The sequence below is a fragment of the Desulfovibrio sp. MES5 genome (assembly GCF_002237645.1).
Taxonomy (GTDB): Bacteria; Desulfobacterota; Desulfovibrionia; order Desulfovibrionales; family Desulfovibrionaceae; genus Desulfovibrio.
In genome coordinates this window covers 20,394-40,557 of record NZ_MJUZ01000008.1, presented here as the reverse complement: position 1 = coordinate 40,557, position 20,164 = coordinate 20,394, and the positions used below count along the sequence as shown (strand labels likewise).

The following is a 20,164-nucleotide window of genomic DNA, read 5'->3' as shown; positions in this document are numbered from 1 at the left end:
TGTCCGCTCCAACCGCCATTGCAAAGCAAAAGGCCCGTGGCAAGAGCCACGGGCCTTTTAGCATCACAAGCCAGAATGCCTGCTGATCACGCCTTTTTATGCCGCCGGGCTCGGGCACGCAAAGCCGAGCGCCACATCCACGAAAGCACCAGCCCCACCACAATGCCGATAAAGGCATAAGTGTTGCGCGTGGCATTGGGAGCGGCATTGGCCCACCAGTTGGCTGCATGGCTCCATGCCGTGTGGTATAATGTCCAGCCCAGAGCGGCAACCAGCACAAGTACGGCAAACGCGCCTCCCAGCCAGAACAGGGGGATGGGCTCCTGCCAGAAAAAAGACGTCCTGTAAAAGCGCCTCTTGGCCATGCACAGGGCCAGCAGCACCACGCATACCATTGACGCCGTGAGCCAGGAAAAGCCGTTGAGCAGCGCGCCGAGAATGCCCAGACACAAAAAGACCACAGCCATGCGGAACGCGCGCGCCTGACGGCGCTCCAGACCGTAGGAGACAAACAGCAAGGCCGCGCCCGACAGGCAACTGACAAAATGCCCTATGGTCGTTACATGATAGGGGCCCATCATATGCAGCATGGCAAGGGCATGACGCCCCAGGGGCAATGTGGATGACACCAGCAGAATAACACCTGCCGAAAAACACATGTAGGCCGAAATGGTGTGCGAAAGCACCGAAAGCCAGCGACCTGTGCTGCGCAGCATGTCACGCCGCTGGCGCACTTCGTAGACAGCCAGCAGCAGGGCCGCTGCCAGCAGGGGAATAATGAAATAGATAAGTCTGAACAGCAGCACGGCGGCAAAAACCATCTGCTCGTGCGACGTGTGGGTCAGGTGCAGGATAACCAGCTCAAATACGCCCACCCCGCCAGGAATGTGCGTCAGCACCACCGCCACCTGAGCCATGAGATAGCTTGGTAAAAAGTCGATAAAGCTGATGCCCATATCGCCGGGCAAAAGCACATACATGCAGGCAGCCGCAGCCACAATGTCGACCCCGGCCACCAGAGCCTGAGCAATGGCTATGCGCGGCGGGGGAAAGACGAATTCCTTGCCGAAAATATGCACAGGCTTGCGCACGAAGAAACAGAGAGCCAGGTAGGAGCAGGCAATGGCAAAAAGAATCACGCCAAGAATGCGTACGTCTTTCAGGGGCATCCTGGCCAGCAGCTCATCGGGGATGATGGGCGGCGCAACCATAAAGATGACGCCGCACAGCCCCAGAGCCCCAACCCAGAATGTCACGGCCAGCATGAGCACGAGGCGCACGATATCCGTCAGCGAAAAACCCCACGCGGAATAAAACCGGTAGCGCACGCTGGTGCCGCCCAAAAGAGCGCCAAAGTTGTAGCTCACGGCCTGTCCCACAAAGGACACAAGGCCAACGCGCGGCAGGGGCAGACTTTTATGGATGGCCTTGAGGGCCAGCCAGTCATAACCAACCAGAATCATGTAGTTTATCACCATCAGCACGAGTGACAAGGCAATGCGCGCACTGGATATCTGGTTGAGACTTTCACGAATCTGGGCAACGCTGTAGCTTTTGAGCTTGTGATACAAAAGATATACCGCCAGCAGAAACACGGCGGTGATCAGTAACGGACCGATATAACGTAAGTATTTTTTCATAATCTGCTATTGCTTAGATGCGGCTGATGCCCGGAGCGTTCTGAAAACATTTTTTAAGCATATACGCTGTGCCAGCCCCGCGCAAGTGTCAACTGCATACCATTAACATCGTTATCTTACTTACAGGGCTGGAATTTTTTCGCAGGGCTTGACCGAAATCTGAGCAGAGGGTAATGTGGGAGCCGGGTAAGGGGTTTACTCCCGTCCCGCCTTGGCCAGAGTGGTTTCGCTATATACGGTAGCTGCTCGGTGTGAATTTTCCGGCAAAATTCACGCCGCGAGATTGTCGCAAGGCCAGATATTTTGCCTCAAGGCGGCAGCTCAAGCGCTCTAAACGCTCATGCGGGCACAGCTGGGTTTTGCCGGGCAGCCAGATTTTACTCGTAAAAAACATTTATTGGATAACGCATGCTCCGCTGCCTGGGCAGCGGCGCTTTTTTTGCGTTGTGAGGTTCAACATGACTAGCATCCCCATTTCCGTACAAGGCTACAAGGCTCTGGAAGACGAACTGGCTCGCCTCAAGAGCGAGCGCCCGGCCATTATTCAGGCCATCAAGGAAGCCAGAGAAGAAGGCGACCTGCGCGAAAACGCCGGCTATGACGCCGCGCGCGAGCGTCAGGGCATGGCCGAAGCGCGCATCAAGTACATTGAATCGCGCATGGCTCTTTACCAGGTTATCGACCTTGATACGCTTCGCGGCGACAAGGTCATTTTTGGCGCAACCGTTGAAATGGAAGACGTGGACAGCGGCGAAACCAAGACCTACACCATTCTGGGGCCCGACGAGGCCGACCCCACCAAGGGCTCCATCTCTTTTCTCTCGCCTGTGGGGCAAGCCCTGCTGGGTAGGGAAGTGGGGGATGAAGTTTCTGTGGAAATTCCGCGCGGCCGCGTCACCTACGAAATCATCGGCATCAGCTTCAAAGGCAGCAAGGCCCTCAAATAACCATCGGGCCTGGAGCGGACGACGCGCGAATATTCTTCGCAACGTTTGATCCGCGCCATGATTGCACCAACCAGCGCGAAGAACCAGCAGCGCGGCCTTCACCGCAGGCCCTAAAGGCAACGGCTGAAACCGCGCTCACGTCTTCACGGCGAACACCTGCCCGTGCAATCGTTTGAGCAGTGCAGAAAAAATCGCTCTAGATCAGAATCACTTTGAAATGCTTTACATTTTAATGGTCATTCTGCCAAAAATGCGCTTCTGGCAGAATCCACGCCACGTTGTGGCTCGCTGCGCTCTCGTGCAGTGTTAGAGCATGCATCCTTTTTCAGAGGCAAAGTGCTCTGAAAAAATTTTCAGCGTCAGGGCCCAGCTCTGATCGGGAGCCGCGTGCAACAGCGCATTACGTAGGCCGCTCCCACGCACGATCCCGCCCCAGCGCGCGAGAAAACTCTCCCGCGTCTGGGGCGTAATGCGTTGCCGCCCCTGTACATCTTCCGCCCACGCCACATTTTCTAAGGCCTTTCCAGGCTGCAAAGGAACATGCCACTGTCCCCACGGGCAACTCAGACTGTGCATTCCTGCCGCTGCCAGCCGCAACCCCAGATCCGCTCCGGCCCAAGGCCCCATGGCAATGTCATAGCCTCCATGCTCAAGAAAAACGGCGCGACGCACGGCCATAGCCTGCTCCGGCGCGGCGAGCGCACGCCGTGTGAGCAAAAGCTGCCCCCAGCAGATGGACGAGAGCAGGTCTCTATGCGCACCCCGGTGCAGGGCAAAAGGCAGCCCTGTGACATCCGGCATCAGCCCGGCGTGCCAGAGGCGGTTGCCGCGCCACAGGGTGCCGCCCACAGCTCCCACGTTTTCCTGGAGAGCCAGAGCAGCAAGCTGACCGGGCAGGCTGCCCGGCAAGGGACTCAAGCGGGCATCCAGAAAAAGCAACACCTGGCCTGAAGCAGCACTGGCGGCCCCATTGCAGGCTGCATGCCAGTCCCCGTTCTCCTTGCCCTCTGGTGGGGGCAGAAGGCGCGCGCCCGCAAAAGTTGCTGTGGGCATGCTTCTGAAAGCCTCCGCAGCGTCATTGCTCAGAGGCTGACAGAGGACTTCCAGATCAAGCGTACCCGCGAGTTTTTCCAGTTCTTCCCACAGGCCCGCCTGTACGGGGCGACTGTCCGCAGCGAGCAGAACAGCGCTGCACCGCATGCGTGGATCAACCTCATGCCGCAGCACAAAAAAGTTGTTGAGCGCCGTTGGCACGGCCTCAGCCTTGAAGCCTCGGCGACGCACGCTTTCTTCAAGGGCTCTGCGGGTGGCTTCCAGCACATAGGGTTTTGCCCCAAGCGAGCCGCTGGTGCTTCCGTCATGCACACGCCAGTGATAAAGAATCCGCGGCATGTGGGCGATACGCCCAGGAGCCAGCCTTTCAATGACGCGCAGGCTGAGATCAAAATCCTGCGAGCCCTCAAAACCAGTCCTGAAGCCCCCGGCTGCCCGCAATTCTTTTGTGGCGTAGACGGAAAAGTGCCCTGTAAAACAGGTCCAGGGATCAAAATCCGCACGAAAAACCGGCGTGCGACGAACCCCACGGCTGTCCAGCTTGTCCTCGTCAGAATACATCAGCCCCAGATCTGGCTTATGCCGAACAAGCGACGCCACTTCGCTCAGGGCGTGATTGGTCAGCAGATCATCATGGTCAAGAAAGCCGGTCCAGGGGGCGTCAACCAGCTCCAGGGCAGAATTGGAGGCACGGGAGATGTGCCCGTTTTTTCCCCGCAGCACGAGGCGCAGCCTTTTGTCATCAGCAGCGTAGCTACGCAAAATTTCAGGGATTTCATTTTTTGTGGAGGCATCATCGGCAATGCAGAGCTGCCAGTGTGGGTATTCCTGTGCCAGCACGGAGTCCAAAGCCGCGCGCAGGTGGTCTGGCCTGGGGTTGTAGACGGGCATAACCACGGCTATGGCGGGCCAGTCGGCTCCTGTGTGCAGCAGGTCGAACTGGGCAGCGTCGGGTGTGCAGTCCTGTCCGCTTTGCAGTGCGGGTTCAACCAGTTCCACCCAGGCGTCAAAAGAGGCCGGGCAGTCATCGAGGCCACTGTCGTAAACGCCCTCCGCCTGCAATGCCCGCATGCCCGCATGCAGATGGTTACGCCGAAAATCTTCCGCCCGCTCCAGCCACCGCTGTGCATCATGCACCAGTGGAGCCACAGCGCCCCGGTGGCTGCAGGCCAGAAGATTTCTGGCTGTGGAGGCATACCAGGAGTGCGCGTACGGCAGGCTCACCGGCAGGTCGCGGCACATCTGCACGGCCTGGGTGCGCTGATGGGGCGTCAGGGCGTGTAAAAAGCCCAGCAGGGTGTCGGGCTGTGGCTGCCACCGCCAGCGAAGCCATGCCTCAAGAGGAAAACCCGTGCCGGGCTCCCCTGCTCCGCTCGATTCCGGCTCCTTCCCCGCGTCAACCCACGATCCCGGCTGCGGACAGGGCCCCTGCCAGAGCCAGTCAGTGCAGCCATACTCCAGCCCGTCGGCCGACACATGGGCCGCGTAGTCCGGGTGCAGCACGCCCGGCTCGATGCGCTCCCGCTGCAGCAGACTGTTCCACAAGCCGCAGGTTTGCCACGAATCGAAATAATCGCCCAGACGGGCCAACGATACGGGGATACTGCCAAAAGCGCCCGCCGCGCCGCCGCCAGCCGTTTGGTGCAATAAGGCCCCAAGACGCAGACAGAAATCCACATCGGCAAGGCTGTCCAGAGATGGATTGAAGCCGCCAGCAGCCGCCACGTCAGATGTGCGCAACAGCAGCGCCGCCGTATGCGCCAGCTGGAAGCGGCGCTCGCGCCGCGCAAGCGTATGGCCCAGGGGCAGCCCTTCATAAAGATAGTGCTGTTGGCCAAGGCAATCGACCACTGTGCCCATGTGGGCAATTCGCGGCAGCGCGGGGCTGGTATGGAGCGGCTCGTCCGATCGCGCGGGCGGCCCTCCAGTTCCGGCAGGATACAGAAAAAAGGGATTAACGCCTGCCAGATCCCTGTGGGTTTCCAGCGCGCGCCGCAGTGGCGGCAAGGCATTTTCTTGCAGCAGAACCGAAGATGAAAGCAGCAGGAGCCACGGCGTGCGAACCAGTGCCGACGCGGCATTGCGCACATGCCACAGATTTTGGCCAGCCTGCGGGCACTGGCAACGAAAGGCGCGCAAATCGCCACTACGCACCATTTCCCGCCCCAGGGCGGTCATTGGCTCGCGCTCGGCTTCTTCACAAAGCAGCAAAACCACCTGACCCCGGCCGCCAGCACGGATCAGGGCGTCCAGAGCGGGCCGGGCCGAAAATTCCGGCAGGCAGGCAAGAAGTACGGTCAGCCAGGGGCGATCTGAAGGAAGGCTAGACATGTTTTGTCTATATACCAGCCCCTCAAGGGGCGCAATGCAACTACCGGAGATCTTTTATTTGCCAGCAAGGCTTGGCAGACCCCGCATCTATTTGCTAGGCTTACGCCGCTTGGCCTGTTTTCGGCCATATCCGCCACGGCATACGCAACTCAAGGCTTATTTTGCATGACACAGACATTGCCCCGTTTGCTCTATCTGCTAGCTGTATTGGCCTGCTATCTGTTGCTGATGCCCAATCCTGTCACGATTTTTATGGCTGCCTGCCTGTCTTGCCTGACCCTGCCGCAGTACCGCAGGCTTCGCCAGAAAGCGCGGGCCTGGCGCATGCGGATTGAGAGAAACACGCCAGACTCCCACAAACGCCGCACCATGCTTTCCCTTTCGCACTCCATGCCGCTTTACGCATATATCGGCATGTTGGTTTCGTCGCTCGTGGTGCCTGTGGCCGTACTGGTGCTTCTGGTGTCGCCTCAGGCGGCGGCCGGGTTTACGCGCCTGCGTGAACTGCAGGCCAACAATTTTCAGTTGCCGATGGAATGGGTGGCTTACATACAGGAGTGGCGGCAAAGCCTGACTGAACACCCCCGCCTGGAGCGCGTTTTCAACGACCTGCTTCTGAAGTTGGACAGTTTTTTTGACAGCGCCATGAGCGTGCTGCTGTCGCGCGGCGTGGATTTTCTGGGCGGCACCATGACCGTGCTCTGGACCAGCTTTCTTTTCATAAGCCTGACCGTGATCTTCACGGTCTATTCCCGCCGCATCCGCAAGATTACCGGCAGGATATTCCACATTTCCCAGCCCTTGCTCAGGCGCTTTATTGCCGCCATTCACAGAGCCCTGCGCGGCATCATGCTCGGCATTGTTCTGGTGGCTCTTGCTCAGGGGCTTATGTGCGGCGTCGCCTTTGCCGTGGCTGGCGTCAACCAGCCCGCGTTCTGGGGGCTGCTTGCCACCCTTGTGGCTCCCATCCCTATGGTTGGCACGGCGCTTGTGTGGGTTCCCCTTTGCATTTCACTCTGGTTCACAGGCAAGACCATGGCTGCTGTTGGCCTGGCGCTGTGGGGCTTACTGGCTGTCGCTGGCGTGGACAATGTGCTGCGCCCGCTATTTTTGCGGCAGGGCATCAAGGCCCCGTTCTTTATACTGATCATCTCCATTCTCTGCGGACTTTCCAGCTTTGGCCCGGTGGGACTTATCGCCGGCCCTGTTCTGCTGGCTTTTGCCATGCAGGCGGTGGAAGAAGCAAACCGCGCATACAGGTATAATGTTTAAAACAGATTTTTGCGCCATCCCTACGATTGCCGCCACGCTTCGTCGGGACATCAGGCATATTACTGACGACGAGGGATATGGCTCCGCCACGCAACGCCGCAGCTTCTTGCGCATGGCCAGCGTCTTTCTGGTCTGCTTCATTTTGCTCTGCGCCCTGCCCGGCCGGTCTATGGCGGCCATGCCCGTCCGATCCGCCATACTTATCAATATGGACACGGGCGCTGTGCTTTACGCCAAAAATGCGGACATGGCCATACCGCCAGCCTCGCTCACCAAGGTCATGAGCATGTTTCTTGCCATGGACCAGATACGGGCCGGAAAAATCAAGGTTGAAGAAAAAATCAGGATTACGCCCGAGATAGCCTCTGTCGGCGGTTCATCCATGTATCTGCGTGCAGGCGAACGGGTGCCTATGTCTCAGCTGCTTACCGGCATGGCCGTTGTTTCGGGCAATGACGCGGCCACGGCTGTGAGCCGCCGTGTGGGCGGCAATGAGCGCCTGTTTGTCCGGGCCATGAACCAGAAGGCCAAAGCCATCGGCATGCAGCGCAGCACGTTCAAAAATCCCACAGGTCTGCCCGCCGCCGGGCAAAAAACCACAGCCAGGGACATGTCCACCCTGGCGCGCGCCTATCTTCGCGCCCACCCATCGGCCCTGCGCTATCACAATGTGCCCCTGTTCACCTATCGCGGCAGAATGACGCGCAATACCAACGCCTTGCTGGGGCAGGTTCCGGGCGTCAACGGACTCAAAACCGGATGGACCGTGGCCTCGGGCTACAATCTCATTGTAACGGCCCAGAGGGGGAAAACCCGCATGCTGGCCGTGGTTATGGGCGGCACCAGCCGGGTGGGACGCGACAACGCGGCGCGCAGGCTCATTGAGGCCGGATTCCGCTACCCCACGTCGCCCAAAAAAATTCAGCAAATCTTCGCGGGCAAAAGAAAGCGCTGACGCAGGCCCGACATCACCATAAAGGCGGCGGAATTTCTTCCGCCGCCTTTATTTATTGGCAAACACCATTTTCGCAACCAGAGCCGTTTCATGGCGCAAGCGCTCTGGCGGCTGCGTGAACGGGCTTTTGCCGTGAAGGCACAGGCGCTGTCCGCGCTGGCAAACGCCGTAGAGGGCGTCTTTCAATCTTCAGGATGTCTGTTCTCGCACCCTGTTTGCGCCTTTGGGCTATGCCTGTTCCAGGGCCTGAGCGAGGTCGGCAAGGGTGTCGTCCACATGTTCAAGTCCCACAGAAAGACGGATGGTGCCGGGGGCAATGCCGGCATCGCGCAGCTGCTCATCGGTCAGCTGGCGGTGCGTGGAGCTGGCCGGATGCAGAACGCAGGTACGGATGTCCGCCACATGCACCTCAAGAGAGATCATCTTCAGACTGTCGATAAAGCGCGCGCCGGCATCCCGCCCGCCCTTGAGCGAAAAGGAAATGACGCCGCTGCACCCTTCGGGCAGATACTTGTCGGCCAGCGCCTTGTTGGCGTTGCCCGGCAGGCGCGGATAACTGACGGATTCGACCTTGTCGTGCCCCTCAAGATAAACGGCCACCTTTTCGGCATTGCGGCAGTGCCGCTCCATACGCAGCGGCAGGGTTTCAAGGCCCTGATTGATGTAAAAAGCGCCCTGCGGGCTTTGGCAGCACCCCATGTCGCGCATGAGCTGAACCCGGGCTTTGACGATATAGGCCGCTTTTCCAAAGGCTTTGGTATACACAAGCCCATGATATGAGGGGTCTGGTTCGGTAAATTCGGGGAATTTGCCGCTGGTCCAGTCGAAATTGCCGCTGTCAACGATAACGCCGCCCATCTGCAGGGCATGCCCGTCCATATACTTTGTTGTGGAGTGCACAACAATGTCCGCGCCGTACTCAAAGGGACGGCACAGAATAGGCGTGGCAAAGGTGCTGTCGATGATCAGGGGCAGACGATGGCGGTGCGCCAGCCGCGCGAAACGCTCTATGTCCAGCACGTCCATAGATGGATTGGTCAGTGTTTCGCCAAAAACCGCACGGGTATTGGGCCGAAAAGCCTTTTCAATTTCCGCGTCCGAGGCGTTCTGGTCTACAAAGGTAACTTCGATGCCCAGTTTTTTCAGCGTGACGGCAAAAAGATTGAAGGTGCCCCCGTAAATGCTGGACGCGCTGACCACATGCTCGCCGCTTTGCGCGATATTGAGCAGGGAGAGCATGCTGGCGGCCTGGCCGGATGAAGTGCACAGCGCGCCCACCCCGCCCTCAAGAGCCGCGATTTTGCGCTCCACTGCGTCCACGGTGGGGTTGCCAAGACGGGTGTAGAAAAAGCCCGCGTCCTCAAGATCAAAAAGTCTCGCAACGGCCGCCGTGGACTCGTATCTGAATGTGGTGCTCTGTGCTATGGGCACCACGCGGGGTTCGCCGTTTTTGGGCTCGTATCCGGCGTGCAGACAAAGGGATTCCGTTTTCATGCCATCCTCGAAGTATGCGGTGGTAAAGAAAGTATATTGCCCGGGGCCTAAGCCGCGCGGTTTCGAAAAATAGCGCAAGCCCTTGCTGCTGGCAACCGCACTTTTTGCAGGACCGCTGCGCCTTTTATCTATTGAGCCAATAATTGTTTGCTCTACTGTATTCGGTATCTGTTGCACCGTGTGTGCATGTGCAATTTTTTATTGGCACGAAGTGTTGGGGAGCATCTGCCCGCAAGCGCTTTCAGGCTGCGGCATAAGAGAAAATCACACCATATTTCGCATGGCTGTCGTCTGATTCAGGCGCACGCAAAAAATCACAACCCTATTGACCGCGCACAGGTTACGGCGTATAATTTTTTGCAAATGACGGCCAGTTGATTGTGCGAAAACATGAGGGGCATGAATGTCGCACGTGCCAAGGTCAATGGGTCTCCCGCATTAAGTTTGTTCCTGAATTATACACTGACAGCGCCGCCGGGCGCACGGCCCTGAGCCGGACGTTGCTACGCCGCTGTCCTGACACGGAACGGCGTGATTTTTTTCGCGCCGCACAGCAGGCCCCGGTGGCAGGGGACTGCGCCGCAGTTGTTCATTCACTCTTGCCAGGAGGCTATTATGCGTATTGCCGTGGGTCTGGGCAAAGAAGGCGGAGAAGAGCGTTTGGAGCGTTTGGAGCGCCAGGGCATCAGCCGCCGCGATTTCATGAAATTCTGCACAGCAGTGGCCGTAGCCATGGGCATGGGCCCGGCTTTCGCCTCTGAGGTGGCCGCCGCTCTTACCGGGCGTCGCCCCTCGGTAGTCTATCTGCACGGCGCAGAGTGCACGGGCTGTTCTGAAGCGCTGTTGCGCACCTATCAACCCTTCATCGATACTCTCATTCTCGACACCATTTCTCTTGATTACCACGAAACCATTATGGCCGCCGCCGGCGAAGCCGCTGAAGAAGCGCTTCATGCCGCCGTCAACAGCCCTGAAGGTTTTGTCTGTATTGTCGAAGGCGCCATTCCCACCGGCATGGACGGCAAGTACGGCTACATTGCCGGCCACACCATGTATGACATCTGCAAGGACATTCTGCCCAAGGCCAAGGCCGTGGTCAGCGTGGGCACCTGTGCCTGCTACGGCGGCATCCAGGCCGCCAAGCCCAATCCCACCGGCGCCAAGGGCGTCAATGACTGCTACGGCAGCATTGGCATCAAGGCCATCAACGTGCCTGGCTGTCCCCCCAACCCCATCAATATGGTTGGAGCCCTCGTGGCCTTCCTTAAGGGCCAGAAGATTGAGCTTGACGAAGTGGGCCGTCCCGTCATGTTCTTCGGTCAGACCGTGCATGACCTTTGCGAACGCCGCAAACATTTCGACGCCGGCGAATTTGCGCCTTCCTTCAACTCGGAAGAAGCGCGCAAGGGCTGGTGCCTGTATGATGTGGGCTGCAAAGGACCGGAGACCTATAACAACTGTCCCAAGGTTCTTTTCAACGAGACCAACTGGCCTGTAGGCGCGGGGCACCCCTGCATTGGTTGCAGCGAGCCCAATTTCTGGGACGATATGACGCCGTTCTACCAGAACTAAGGGGATAAAAAATGAGCCAAGTCACCAAAACGCCCCAGAGCAGCTACACTGGCCCCATTGTTGTGGACCCGTTGACCCGTATCGAAGGGCATCTGCGCATTGAAGTTGAAGTTGAAGGCGGCAAAATCAAGGAAGCCCGCAGCAGCGCCACCCTTTTCCGTGGTCTTGAAACCATCCTCAAGGGACGCGATCCGCGTGACGCGCAGCATTTCACCCAGCGCACCTGTGGCGTCTGTACGTACACCCACGCCCTGGCTTCCACGCGCTGCCTTGAAGACGCCATCAACAAGCCCATTCCGGCCAACGCCACCTATATCCGCAACCTCGTGCTTGCCAACCAGTTCATGCATGACCATCTGGTGCATTTCTATCACCTGCATGCCCTGGACTTTGTGGATGTCGCCAACGCCCTTCAGGCTGACCCGGCCAAAGCCGCCAAGCTGGCTTCTTCCATTTCGCCCCGCAAGGCCACGGCTGAAGACTTTGCCGCCGTGCAGGCCAAGCTGAAGACCTTCGTGAACAGCGGCCAGCTCGGCCCCTTCACCAACGCCTACTTCCTTGGCGGGCATCAGGGTTATTACATGGACCCCGAAGCCAACCTCGTATGCACGGCCCACTATCTGCAGGCCCTGCGCGCGCAGGTTGAAGTGGCCAAGGGCATGGCCGTTTTCGGCGCCAAAAACCCGCACACCCAGTTTACTGTGGCTGGCGGCGTGACCTGTTACGATGCCCTGACCCCCAAACGCATCAAGGAATTCCGCGACATTTACGCCAAGTCCCGCGCGTTCATTGAAGAAGTTTACATTCCCGACCTGCTGCTTGTGGCCAGCTACTACAAGGACTGGGCCGGCATCGGCGGCACCAGCAACTTCATGGCTTTCGGCGAATTCCCCGCTGTCGGCGGCGAACGCGACCTCAACAGCCGCTGGTACAAGCCCGGCGTCATCTATGACCGCAAGGTCGGCTCCGTACAGCCCTTTGATCCCAGCAAGATCAACGAGCAGGTCAAGCACAGCTGGTACGAAGGTCAGGCCCGCGAGCCCTATAACGGTGAGACCAATCCGCACTTCACCTTTATGGGCGACAAGGCCAAGTACTCCTGGAACAAGGCTCCGCGCTACGACAACCATGCCGTGGAAACCGGCCCCCTTGCCCAGATGCTCGTTGCCTATGGTCACAACCACAAGACCATCAAGCCCACCATTGATGCCGTACTTGCCAAGCTGAACGTGGGCCCCGAAGCCCTGTTCTCCACCCTTGGCCGTACTGCCGCTCGCGGTATCCAGACCCTGGTTATCGCCCAGCAGATGGAAAACTGGCTCAACGAGTACGAAAACAACATCGGCAAGGACAAGCAGATCGTTGAAAACTACACCGTGCCGGTCTCCGGTCGCGGCGTGGGCTTTGTGGACGCGCCCCGTGGCGGTTTGTCGCATTGGATGACCATCAAGGACAGCAAGATCGACAACTTCCAGCTTGTGGTGCCCACCACCTGGAACCTGGGACCGCGGGATGACAAGGACGTGCCCAGCGCCGCCGAAACAGCCCTTGTGGGAACGCCCGTGGCCGACCCCAAGCGCCCGGTGGAAATTCTGCGCACCATCCACTCCTTCGACCCCTGCATCGCCTGCTCGGTGCATGTCATTGACGGCGAAACCAACGAAGTCAATGAGTTCAAGGTCCTGTAAGTTACAATAATCATGACGCAAAAGGGCGGGGGCCAAATCCCCCGCCCTTTTTCTCTTCAAGCAAACGAGCTGACACATGAGCGAGCAGAAAGTGCTTATCCTTGGGGTAGGCAATATCCTGTTGACTGACGAAGGCTTTGGCGTACGCGCCGCAGCATATCTTGAAGCGCACTATCGCTGGCCTGACAACGTGACCCTTATGGATGGCGGCACGCAGGGGCTCATGCTCATGAGCGAGCTGATGGACTGCGATTTACTGGTCGTGCTGGATGTCGTGCTCGGCCCCAAGGAGCCAGGTACCATCTACAGGCTTGAAGGTGAAAATTTGCGTCAGAGCCTGAGCTTCAGGGACTCAATGCACCAGACCGACCTGCTGGACACCCTGGCGACCTGCGAATTGGCGGGCCATCGCCCCAACGCTGTGGTTTTCGGCATACAGCCTCTCGACTACAAAAGTATGGGCTTGAACCTCACGTCCGAGATTCAAGCCAAGCTGCCGGAATTCTGTGAAAAAGTTGTAGCAGAGTTGGCCCTTCAAGGCATTTGCGCTGAAAAAATCTGACGATTAGCCCATTTTCACAAAAAAGCCCGGATCGGCGACACTGCGCTGATCCGGGCTTTTATTCATAAAAAACTGCTGTTTCGTCACCAATCAGGAATGCTGATGTACCTGCGCAGTTTCTGAATTACTTTTTTTTCTACCCCTGCTCTTCCGGCGGCAAACACTCTTCGCTGAACAGGGCAAATCCCGCCTGACGCAATTGTGCGGCCCATATTCCGTCCCCTTCACACAGACCTTTGCTGAAGGTGCCGTCATAAACCTGCCCATATCCGCAGGAAGGCGAACGACTTTTCAGTATGGCGGCAGTACAGCCCTGTTGTCTGGCGAGATCGGTAGCAGCCTGTGCCCCAAGCTTGAAGAACCGGGTTACGTCATGCCCGTCCCTGGTCATAACCTTGCCGTGCGCAATTTCGCTCGGCATACGGGGCGTAGGCAATCCACCGAGGCACTCCGGGCAGGCCGCAACCGCCCTGCCCTCTGCCACCATCTGCACGACAGCAGCGCACGCGTTGGCGCGGCCATCATACCGGCAGGCAATTCCAGCGAGGCAAGCGCTGACGATATAGCGTGGGCGCGTCATTCCGGCGTATTCTCCGGCAAGAGCGCAGCTTCCCACATTTCCTGATAATACACGCAGGTACCGGGATTCCAGGCAGTGGCCGTGGCGTGGTCGTAACTTTCAGTTATGGGCCAGTCAGTATGCGGGGCCAGTGCTTCTTGAAAGGAAGGCGCTTCAACCACAGCTTCATATTCGAGATTAAGCGTGTAATTGGGCCCCTTCATAAAGCGCAGATGATAGCGCGGCATAACAGATCCTTATTAACGCGAACACCGGGAAGAGCTGGCTCTTCCCGGTGTGTTGTGCATTACGCGATGGCAGTGCCTAGTGCGTGGTCATTACAAACTTGCTGATGACAAACAGAACCACCAGCAGAAAGATGCCAAGACCCACGCCGCCCTTGATGAGCTTCATTTCTACGGGGTCCAGGGGCTCATACTCCATTTTTTCAATTTCTTCATGGAGTTTTACTTCATTGCTATTTTCCATATCTCACTCCGTATATGCTAGCCGCCGATAACAGGCGGGGTCATGCCGTGGAAGAAGGCGTAGGAAATGAACAGGCCCACCCAGATGATGAAGCCGAACAGGCACACCACATACACAACAGCCAGACGACCAATGCCTTCTTCACGCAGCTTGCGGAAGTTGGACACAACACCAATGGTGAAGAAGGTCATGAGGAAGAACAGCACACGGAATCCGTTGATGGTGCCGGACAGGCTCTTGCCGAGCTTGTGCAGTTCGGGCGAGGACAGGCACATGAGCAACAGGATCAGGAAGGTCGCGATGTACCCCAACACGAAGCGGGGGAAGCGGTCCATAACGTCGCCCCAGGTCATGGTGCGTTCGCCACGGGTCTTGTCGAACTTGGCGGTCCACACGTATGCGAGCACCAGAGCCCACACGCCGATGAACACGTCAATGAAGATTTTGACGGTGGTGGTAACCATCACGATCCAGCCCGGTTCCCAGTTGATGCCCTGACCAGCCATCTTGGCGAGAATGAGGGATTCGGTGATGGCGCCGCTGGCAATGGCGCCGCCGTCAGACTTGACGGCAAGGCCCATCCAGGCGCCGGCCACCAGAGGCTCGGTGGAAAGGAAGTGCTGCGCCACAAAAGGCAGCACGAGCATTTCGATGCAGGTGAACACCACGACCAGCGAAGAAACCATGATGGGCACCACAGGCCGGGCGCGGATGGCGCCGCCCGTGGCGATGGCCGCAGAAACGCCGCAGATGGAGATGCCGGAGGCAAGAGGAGCAGCCCACTCTTTATTGAACTTGAAGTATCTGCGGGCAACGTAGTAAACGACGCACCAGTAAAGCAGATACGCTTCAACAATGGCGCAAAGACCGCGGAAAATTATGTGACCGGCAAAACCGGCGGCATCAGCGGCTTTCACGCCCAGTTCGGCGCCCATGATGACGATGGCGATTTTAACAAAAAGTTCGGGGCGGCAGGCTTCGCGCAGGCTCTCGGCAAACTTGGGGGTAATGTTGCCCACAAGAATACCCACGACAAGAGCCACGATCAGGCCAGCTTCCGTGCTGAGGCCCAGCGCCCAGGGAATGCCCTGCTTGGCCAGCTGCGTGGGGTTGGCCGCAATGTAGGCATTGGCCCCAAGCGTGTAGCACGCGATGGCAATAAAGAAGATGATGGTGAAGCCACGCACGAAGTTGGCCACATTGCCCTTGATAAGCTTGATGCCCATAGCCATCAGAGCGGTAATGACCGCATAACTTACCAACAGCGAGGCCCAACCGGGAAGCCACTTCCAGGTTGCGGCCTTCCAAGCGTTAAGCGGGTTGTCGACCCACATGCCAACGCCCACGACCCAGCCCATAATGTCCAGGCCAACCATTTTTCCGAGCGCTAAAACAAAGACAAGGCAGCCTATAAGCAGAGCTACTTTATCTTCGTTAAATGCTGCCTTTGGTGATGCCATACCCATAGTCCTCCATGCGAATGATGCAAGTAATCACTGACACACCTTCCTCACAGATACCTAATGCCCTTTTTGCGAGCTTGTACCAACTGGCACTATCGCGCAAAAAAGGCAAAATTTGCCGCAGCATCTAATGAGGAATACCAAGACCAAAAGGTGCCGCCTTACAAAAATGCTGCGACACCCTGCGTAAAGTTACCTGTCTGATCAAGATTGTCAAGTACAAGTTCAAAGTTTAACAATGCGTACTTATAACCGAATTCTCATGTGCTTAAGCCTCTCACGACTGCCATTTTTCGGGCAAAACTGTGTATTTTACAAAATTGCAGCAACTATCCAATCCATTTGATGATTTAAAAAATCCAGGACAGGATGTCGCAAAAATGCACCCTACGCGCAAAAAAGAACATGCGGCAGTGAGCGCCACAATTAATGCCTGTCACGCCCATTTTATCTAATCGCTAATAAAAAAAGCTGTCTTTCGCATTTATCCCACAACAAAACCACCAGCCATTCATTTTTTCATTCAGCATGACAAATGCAACCAGGAGTAAGCAATGAAAGGCCACGGCTTTTGCAAAACCCATCTGCATGAATATCTCTGTGCTCCACATATCAGTCTTGTATATGCGCTAAGCAACTTGTGCGCGTCAGCAAACAGTGCGCACATCGCGCAAAAACGTTTATAACATTTTAACTACATGTTTTTATGATCAATTTATATACAGATCTGCGTGCGTTGCCTGACGACGTCTGGCTCTGTGGCGCTTGTAAAGTCTGAACGATTGTTCACGGCAGCGCTTGCCATTACGAAACCTTGCGTGATGCCCCAGGCGTGAAGAAGCGTCATGCGCCCTGCCCGCGCAACTGACTGATCCGCTGTCGTGCTGGTAGACTGCCGGACTGAGGGACTGAGGGACAAACAGTTTTTACAAACAAACGCCCTAAACCGCGCAGACAAAGCCGTGCTGGCGATATGATCGACGCAGCTCCATAAAAGCGCTGCCTGCCCGCCACAGGAGTTTTGTCTGTCCGGCTCAGGAGCGTTGCCGCTCGGCGCTGGCGCTTTGTCTGTTGTGAATCGGGAAGCTGTGGTGAGGCAATGGAACAAAACGTCTCATCGCTCATGCGCTATCACAGCAGGGGGATGACGAGGCCCTGAAAGTTGCCGGTGGCGGCAGAGCTTGCAGCAAGCAAGCCGTGTCGCTCCTCATTCTGCCTTACAGCGCGGTCATGATGAAAGCCGACAGACAGGCAAAGCCCTTCCGGTCACCGCCTGAACCCATTACGCGTGAATGCTTGGGCAAACGGCGTACCATCACTGCGGAACGTCTTCAGAAAGCCTGTGCGGAGGTTCCCCTGCCTCCACTTGGCTTCGCGTATCTATTATAGATGGCTATTTGCGGCCCAAGCTTTTTGCAGGCGGCACCGCCCCGCCCGCTCGCTTGGATGCGTGGCGAAACGTGTCAAAGCTATAGCCACGCCTCCGTTACATGGACACGAGGCTATCTGGATACACTGTTAGCTGAGGGCGCGAGCACCTGTGCCTAGTTCTGCCCCCATCACGCCCCCAGCCCGTCCTGGGCCGCACCTGATGCACGAGCCTGGGCATACTCACCAGCAAAGAACCCGGACCGGACGCCTTGGCTTCTCCAGCCGTGTAGCGTGACTGCGTTAAAAAAATGTTGTTGCCGCAACGGTCGCAATCTGCCGTTCACCGCTTCATTTCCCGCTCCAGAGCGTCAAAATTTTCGCACCAAAGGGCGGAAAAAAATTCCCAGGGGCAAATCAAGCGCACAACATACTGATATAAAAAAATATTTTTTTATGGCACATAGATTGCAAAATGCCCAGCAGCTTAGCAACCACCAGGAGGTGCCCCATGTCTTTGGTTATTAACCACAACATGATGGCCGCAAACACGGCCAGAAATTTGAATGCTCACTATTCCCAGTTGAGCAAGTCGGTACAGCGCCTTTCAACAGGTTTGCGCGTCAACAGCGCTGCGGACGACGCCGCAGGTCTGGCCATTCGCGAACTGCAGCGTGCTGACATCGCCACCTTGCAACAGGGCGCGCGCAACGCCAACGACGCCATCTCAATGATTCAGACCGCTGACGGCGCTCTGGGCGTAATTGACGAAAAGCTCACCCGCATGAAGGAACTGGCCGAACAGGCGGCCACGGGCACGTACGATTCCACCCAGCGCCTGATGATCGAATCCGAATATCAGGCCATGGCCTCGGAAATCACCCGTATCGCCAATGCCACTGACTTTAACGGCATACATCTGCTCAACGGCTCTCTGTCCGGCGATCTTCATGACGGCAGCGGCATAACGGCCACGGGCAAGATGAAGATCCACTTTGGCACGGGCAACGACTCGGCCGAAGACTATTACTACATCAAGATCGGCACCAGCACGGCCTCGGCCCTTGGCGTCGGCAACCAGGCCGTTGATGAAAACGGCAACCTGCGCAATGGCGGCACCGTCTCCACGCAGCAGGCCGCGCAGCAGGCTTTGGACGCCATCACCAACGCCATTATTTCCAAGGACAAGATCCGCGCTCACCTGGGCGCCATGCAGAACCGCCTGGAAAATACCATTACCAACCTGAATACTCAGGCGGAAAACCTGCAGGCTGCCGAATCGCGCATTTCAGACGTGGACGTCGCCACGGAAATGACGCAGTTTGTGCGCAACCAGATTCTGAGCCAGTCTGCGGTGGCCATGCTCTCGCAGGCGAACTCGCTGCCGCAGATGGCCATGAAGCTCATCGGCGGCTAGGCCATCGTGCCCTAGGTTGTGGAAGACCAAAGATATGGGAGGTCCGGGGGCCGTGCCCCCGGACCAGGCCAAATAACTGGCGCTCCCATCAAACCATAGATTTTGCCCGCACAGCCGCAGCAGGGCTTATTCCGTGTGCCCGAGCGTTTTCAGCGCATCGCGCGCTGCTTGCTGTTCAGCTTTTTTGCAGCTGCTGCCGCTTGCGACAAACTGGCTGCCGTCAGGCAAACGAAGAGAAACTTCAAAAACCTTGGAGTGCTCGGGGCCGTGACTGGCCAGGCGCGTATACAGAGGCGCCTGTCCGAAACGCTGCTGTGAGGCTTCCTGCAGCCGGGTTTTATAGTCTTTTGAGGCTTTTCCGTCCCCGGCCCTGTCGGGCCACTGCTCGGCGAATATACGCGCCACGGCCTTTTGGGCCGCCACAAAACCGCCATCTTCATAAACAGCCGCCAATACAGCTTCCAGGGCATCGCTGAGTACGGCATCGCGCTTGCGCCCCCCCTGATTTTCTTCTCCTCTGCCCAGCTTGAGGAAGACATCAAGGCCAAGGTCGCGCGCTCTTTCAGCAAGGCTCACGGCGCTTACAAGGTTTGAGCGCATCTTGGTGAGCTCGCCTTCTCGCGCGGTGGGAAAGCGCTTGTAGAGCTCCCACGAGACGCAAAGCTCAAGCACAGCATCACCGAGAAATTCCTGCCGCTCATTGTGCTCCTGACCACAAGCATACTCATTGGCCCACGAACTGTGCGTCAGGGCCAGTTCCAGCAATTCCCGCCGGGCAAAACTGTGCCCGAGCCGTTTTTTGACAAGTTCAAAAGCCGTATCCGAAGTTCTTTCTGGTGTAAGGTCAAAATTCTGCATGGCGTTATTTTAGCGTTTTCAGCAGGCAAGGCAACAGAAAATGCCTTGACATGTGCTGCTCCAGTGCCTACCTAAAGCCATCAACACTCAGGAGCAAAGCATGGCTTACGATATTCGTTTGATGAAGCTGGTAACGGGCGAACTTGTCATTGGCAAGTACGATGCCGAAAAAGATTGCCTCAATGATGTGGCCGCCATCCAGAGCATTCCCACGCAACAGGGCGTGCAGATGATGATGCTGCCTTACGGATACCCCTTTGAACCCGAGTTCAGCGGCAGCCTTGAAGGAAAAAATTTCCTCTATCGCTACGCCAATACCCCCAAGGAACTTCAGGATAAGTACATCGAAGCCTGCACCAACCTCACCGTGGCCGGCGGCCTGGGCAGGATGCAGTTCAGCTCCGATCCTCTTGGTGGTTCAGGCAGCGGCCTGATTAAGTAGTCCGTTTCCTTTTCTGGCTTTTTTCAAGGGCGGCGCGCAAGGCCGCCCTTTTCG

16 protein-coding genes are annotated in these 20,164 nt (G+C 57.3%); 8 read left to right on the top strand and 8 right to left on the bottom strand.

Features of this window, described 5'->3' with window-relative positions:
• Positions 1-86: 86 nt before the first annotated feature.
• On the bottom strand, positions 87-1,640 hold the full coding sequence (locus tag BCS36_RS02685) for a lysylphosphatidylglycerol synthetase family protein (protein WP_291301384.1): 1,554 nt from the start codon (positions 1,638-1,640) through the stop codon (positions 87-89).
• Between the two features lie 458 nt (positions 1,641-2,098).
• Here BCS36_RS02685 and greA point away from each other — a divergent pair, with 458 nt between their 5' ends.
• Complete coding sequence (gene greA / locus BCS36_RS02680; RefSeq protein WP_291301383.1) at positions 2,099-2,587, top strand: transcription elongation factor GreA; 489 nt, start codon at positions 2,099-2,101, stop codon at positions 2,585-2,587.
• Between the two features lie 306 nt (positions 2,588-2,893).
• Here the strand turns inward: greA and BCS36_RS02675 are convergent, their stop codons facing one another.
• Positions 2,894-5,971 carry a glycosyltransferase gene (locus tag BCS36_RS02675; protein WP_291301382.1) on the bottom strand — a complete coding sequence of 1,026 codons (3,078 nt, stop codon included), beginning with the start codon at positions 5,969-5,971 and terminating at the stop codon, positions 2,894-2,896.
• 165 nt (positions 5,972-6,136) lie between these two features.
• On the opposite strand from BCS36_RS02675, the gene BCS36_RS02670 reads away from it, so the two are divergent.
• Both BCS36_RS02670 and BCS36_RS02665 read left to right on the top strand, forming a co-directional pair.
• Positions 6,137-7,243 (top strand): AI-2E family transporter, encoded by a 1,107-nt coding sequence (locus tag BCS36_RS02670; protein WP_291301381.1) that lies wholly within the window; start codon positions 6,137-6,139, stop codon positions 7,241-7,243.
• Complete coding sequence (locus tag BCS36_RS02665) at positions 7,236-8,198, top strand: D-alanyl-D-alanine carboxypeptidase family protein (protein ID WP_291301380.1); 963 nt, start codon at positions 7,236-7,238, stop codon at positions 8,196-8,198. Before BCS36_RS02670 ends, BCS36_RS02665 begins: the two co-directional genes overlap by 8 nt.
• A 228-nt stretch (positions 8,199-8,426) precedes the next feature.
• Here the strand turns inward: BCS36_RS02665 and BCS36_RS02660 are convergent, their stop codons facing one another.
• Complete coding sequence (locus BCS36_RS02660) at positions 8,427-9,692, bottom strand: O-acetylhomoserine aminocarboxypropyltransferase/cysteine synthase family protein (RefSeq protein ID WP_291301379.1); 1,266 nt, start codon at positions 9,690-9,692, stop codon at positions 8,427-8,429.
• 615 nt (positions 9,693-10,307) lie between these two features.
• On the opposite strand from BCS36_RS02660, the gene BCS36_RS02655 reads away from it, so the two are divergent.
• The 3 genes from BCS36_RS02655 to BCS36_RS02645 all read left to right on the top strand — a co-directional run bounded on the left by BCS36_RS02655 (position 10,308) and on the right by BCS36_RS02645 (position 13,514).
• Complete coding sequence (locus tag BCS36_RS02655) at positions 10,308-11,264, top strand: hydrogenase small subunit (protein WP_291301378.1); 957 nt, start codon at positions 10,308-10,310, stop codon at positions 11,262-11,264.
• 11 nt (positions 11,265-11,275) lie between these two features.
• Positions 11,276-12,952: a nickel-dependent hydrogenase large subunit gene (locus tag BCS36_RS02650; protein WP_291301377.1), complete on the top strand. Its 1,677-nt coding sequence runs from the start codon at positions 11,276-11,278 to the stop codon at positions 12,950-12,952.
• Positions 12,953-13,028: 76 nt separating this feature from the next.
• On the top strand, positions 13,029-13,514 hold the full coding sequence (locus BCS36_RS02645) for a HyaD/HybD family hydrogenase maturation endopeptidase (RefSeq protein ID WP_291301376.1): 486 nt from the start codon (positions 13,029-13,031) through the stop codon (positions 13,512-13,514).
• Positions 13,515-13,650: 136 nt separating this feature from the next.
• On the opposite strand, the gene BCS36_RS02640 is transcribed toward BCS36_RS02645, so the two are convergent.
• From BCS36_RS02640 to BCS36_RS02625, 4 genes are all read right to left on the bottom strand, one after another.
• Positions 13,651-14,094, bottom strand: coding sequence for a DUF523 domain-containing protein (locus BCS36_RS02640; protein ID WP_291301375.1), 444 nt, complete (start codon positions 14,092-14,094; stop codon positions 13,651-13,653).
• On the bottom strand, positions 14,091-14,321 hold the full coding sequence (locus BCS36_RS02635) for a hypothetical protein (RefSeq protein ID WP_291301374.1): 231 nt from the start codon (positions 14,319-14,321) through the stop codon (positions 14,091-14,093). Before BCS36_RS02635 ends, BCS36_RS02640 begins: the two co-directional genes overlap by 4 nt.
• Positions 14,322-14,397: 76 nt before the next feature.
• Positions 14,398-14,562: a bacteriocin-type signal sequence gene (locus BCS36_RS02630; RefSeq protein WP_291301373.1), complete on the bottom strand. Its 165-nt coding sequence runs from the start codon at positions 14,560-14,562 to the stop codon at positions 14,398-14,400.
• 17 nt (positions 14,563-14,579) lie between these two features.
• On the bottom strand, positions 14,580-16,022 hold the full coding sequence (locus BCS36_RS02625; protein WP_291301372.1) for a putative sulfate exporter family transporter: 1,443 nt from the start codon (positions 16,020-16,022) through the stop codon (positions 14,580-14,582).
• Positions 16,023-17,904: 1,882 nt separating this feature from the next.
• Between BCS36_RS02625 and BCS36_RS02620 the strand changes: the two genes are divergently transcribed.
• Positions 17,905-18,810: a flagellin gene (locus tag BCS36_RS02620; protein ID WP_291301371.1), complete on the top strand. Its 906-nt coding sequence runs from the start codon at positions 17,905-17,907 to the stop codon at positions 18,808-18,810.
• Positions 18,811-18,936: 126 nt separating this feature from the next.
• Here the strand turns inward: BCS36_RS02620 and rnc are convergent, their stop codons facing one another.
• A complete protein-coding gene (gene rnc, locus BCS36_RS02615; protein WP_291301370.1) occupies positions 18,937-19,668 on the bottom strand; it encodes a ribonuclease III in 732 nt (243 codons plus the stop codon).
• A 100-nt stretch (positions 19,669-19,768) separates the two neighbouring features.
• Between rnc and BCS36_RS02610 the strand changes: the two genes are divergently transcribed.
• Positions 19,769-20,110: a hypothetical protein gene (locus tag BCS36_RS02610; RefSeq protein ID WP_291301369.1), complete on the top strand. Its 342-nt coding sequence runs from the start codon at positions 19,769-19,771 to the stop codon at positions 20,108-20,110.
• Positions 20,111-20,164 lie beyond the last annotated feature (54 nt).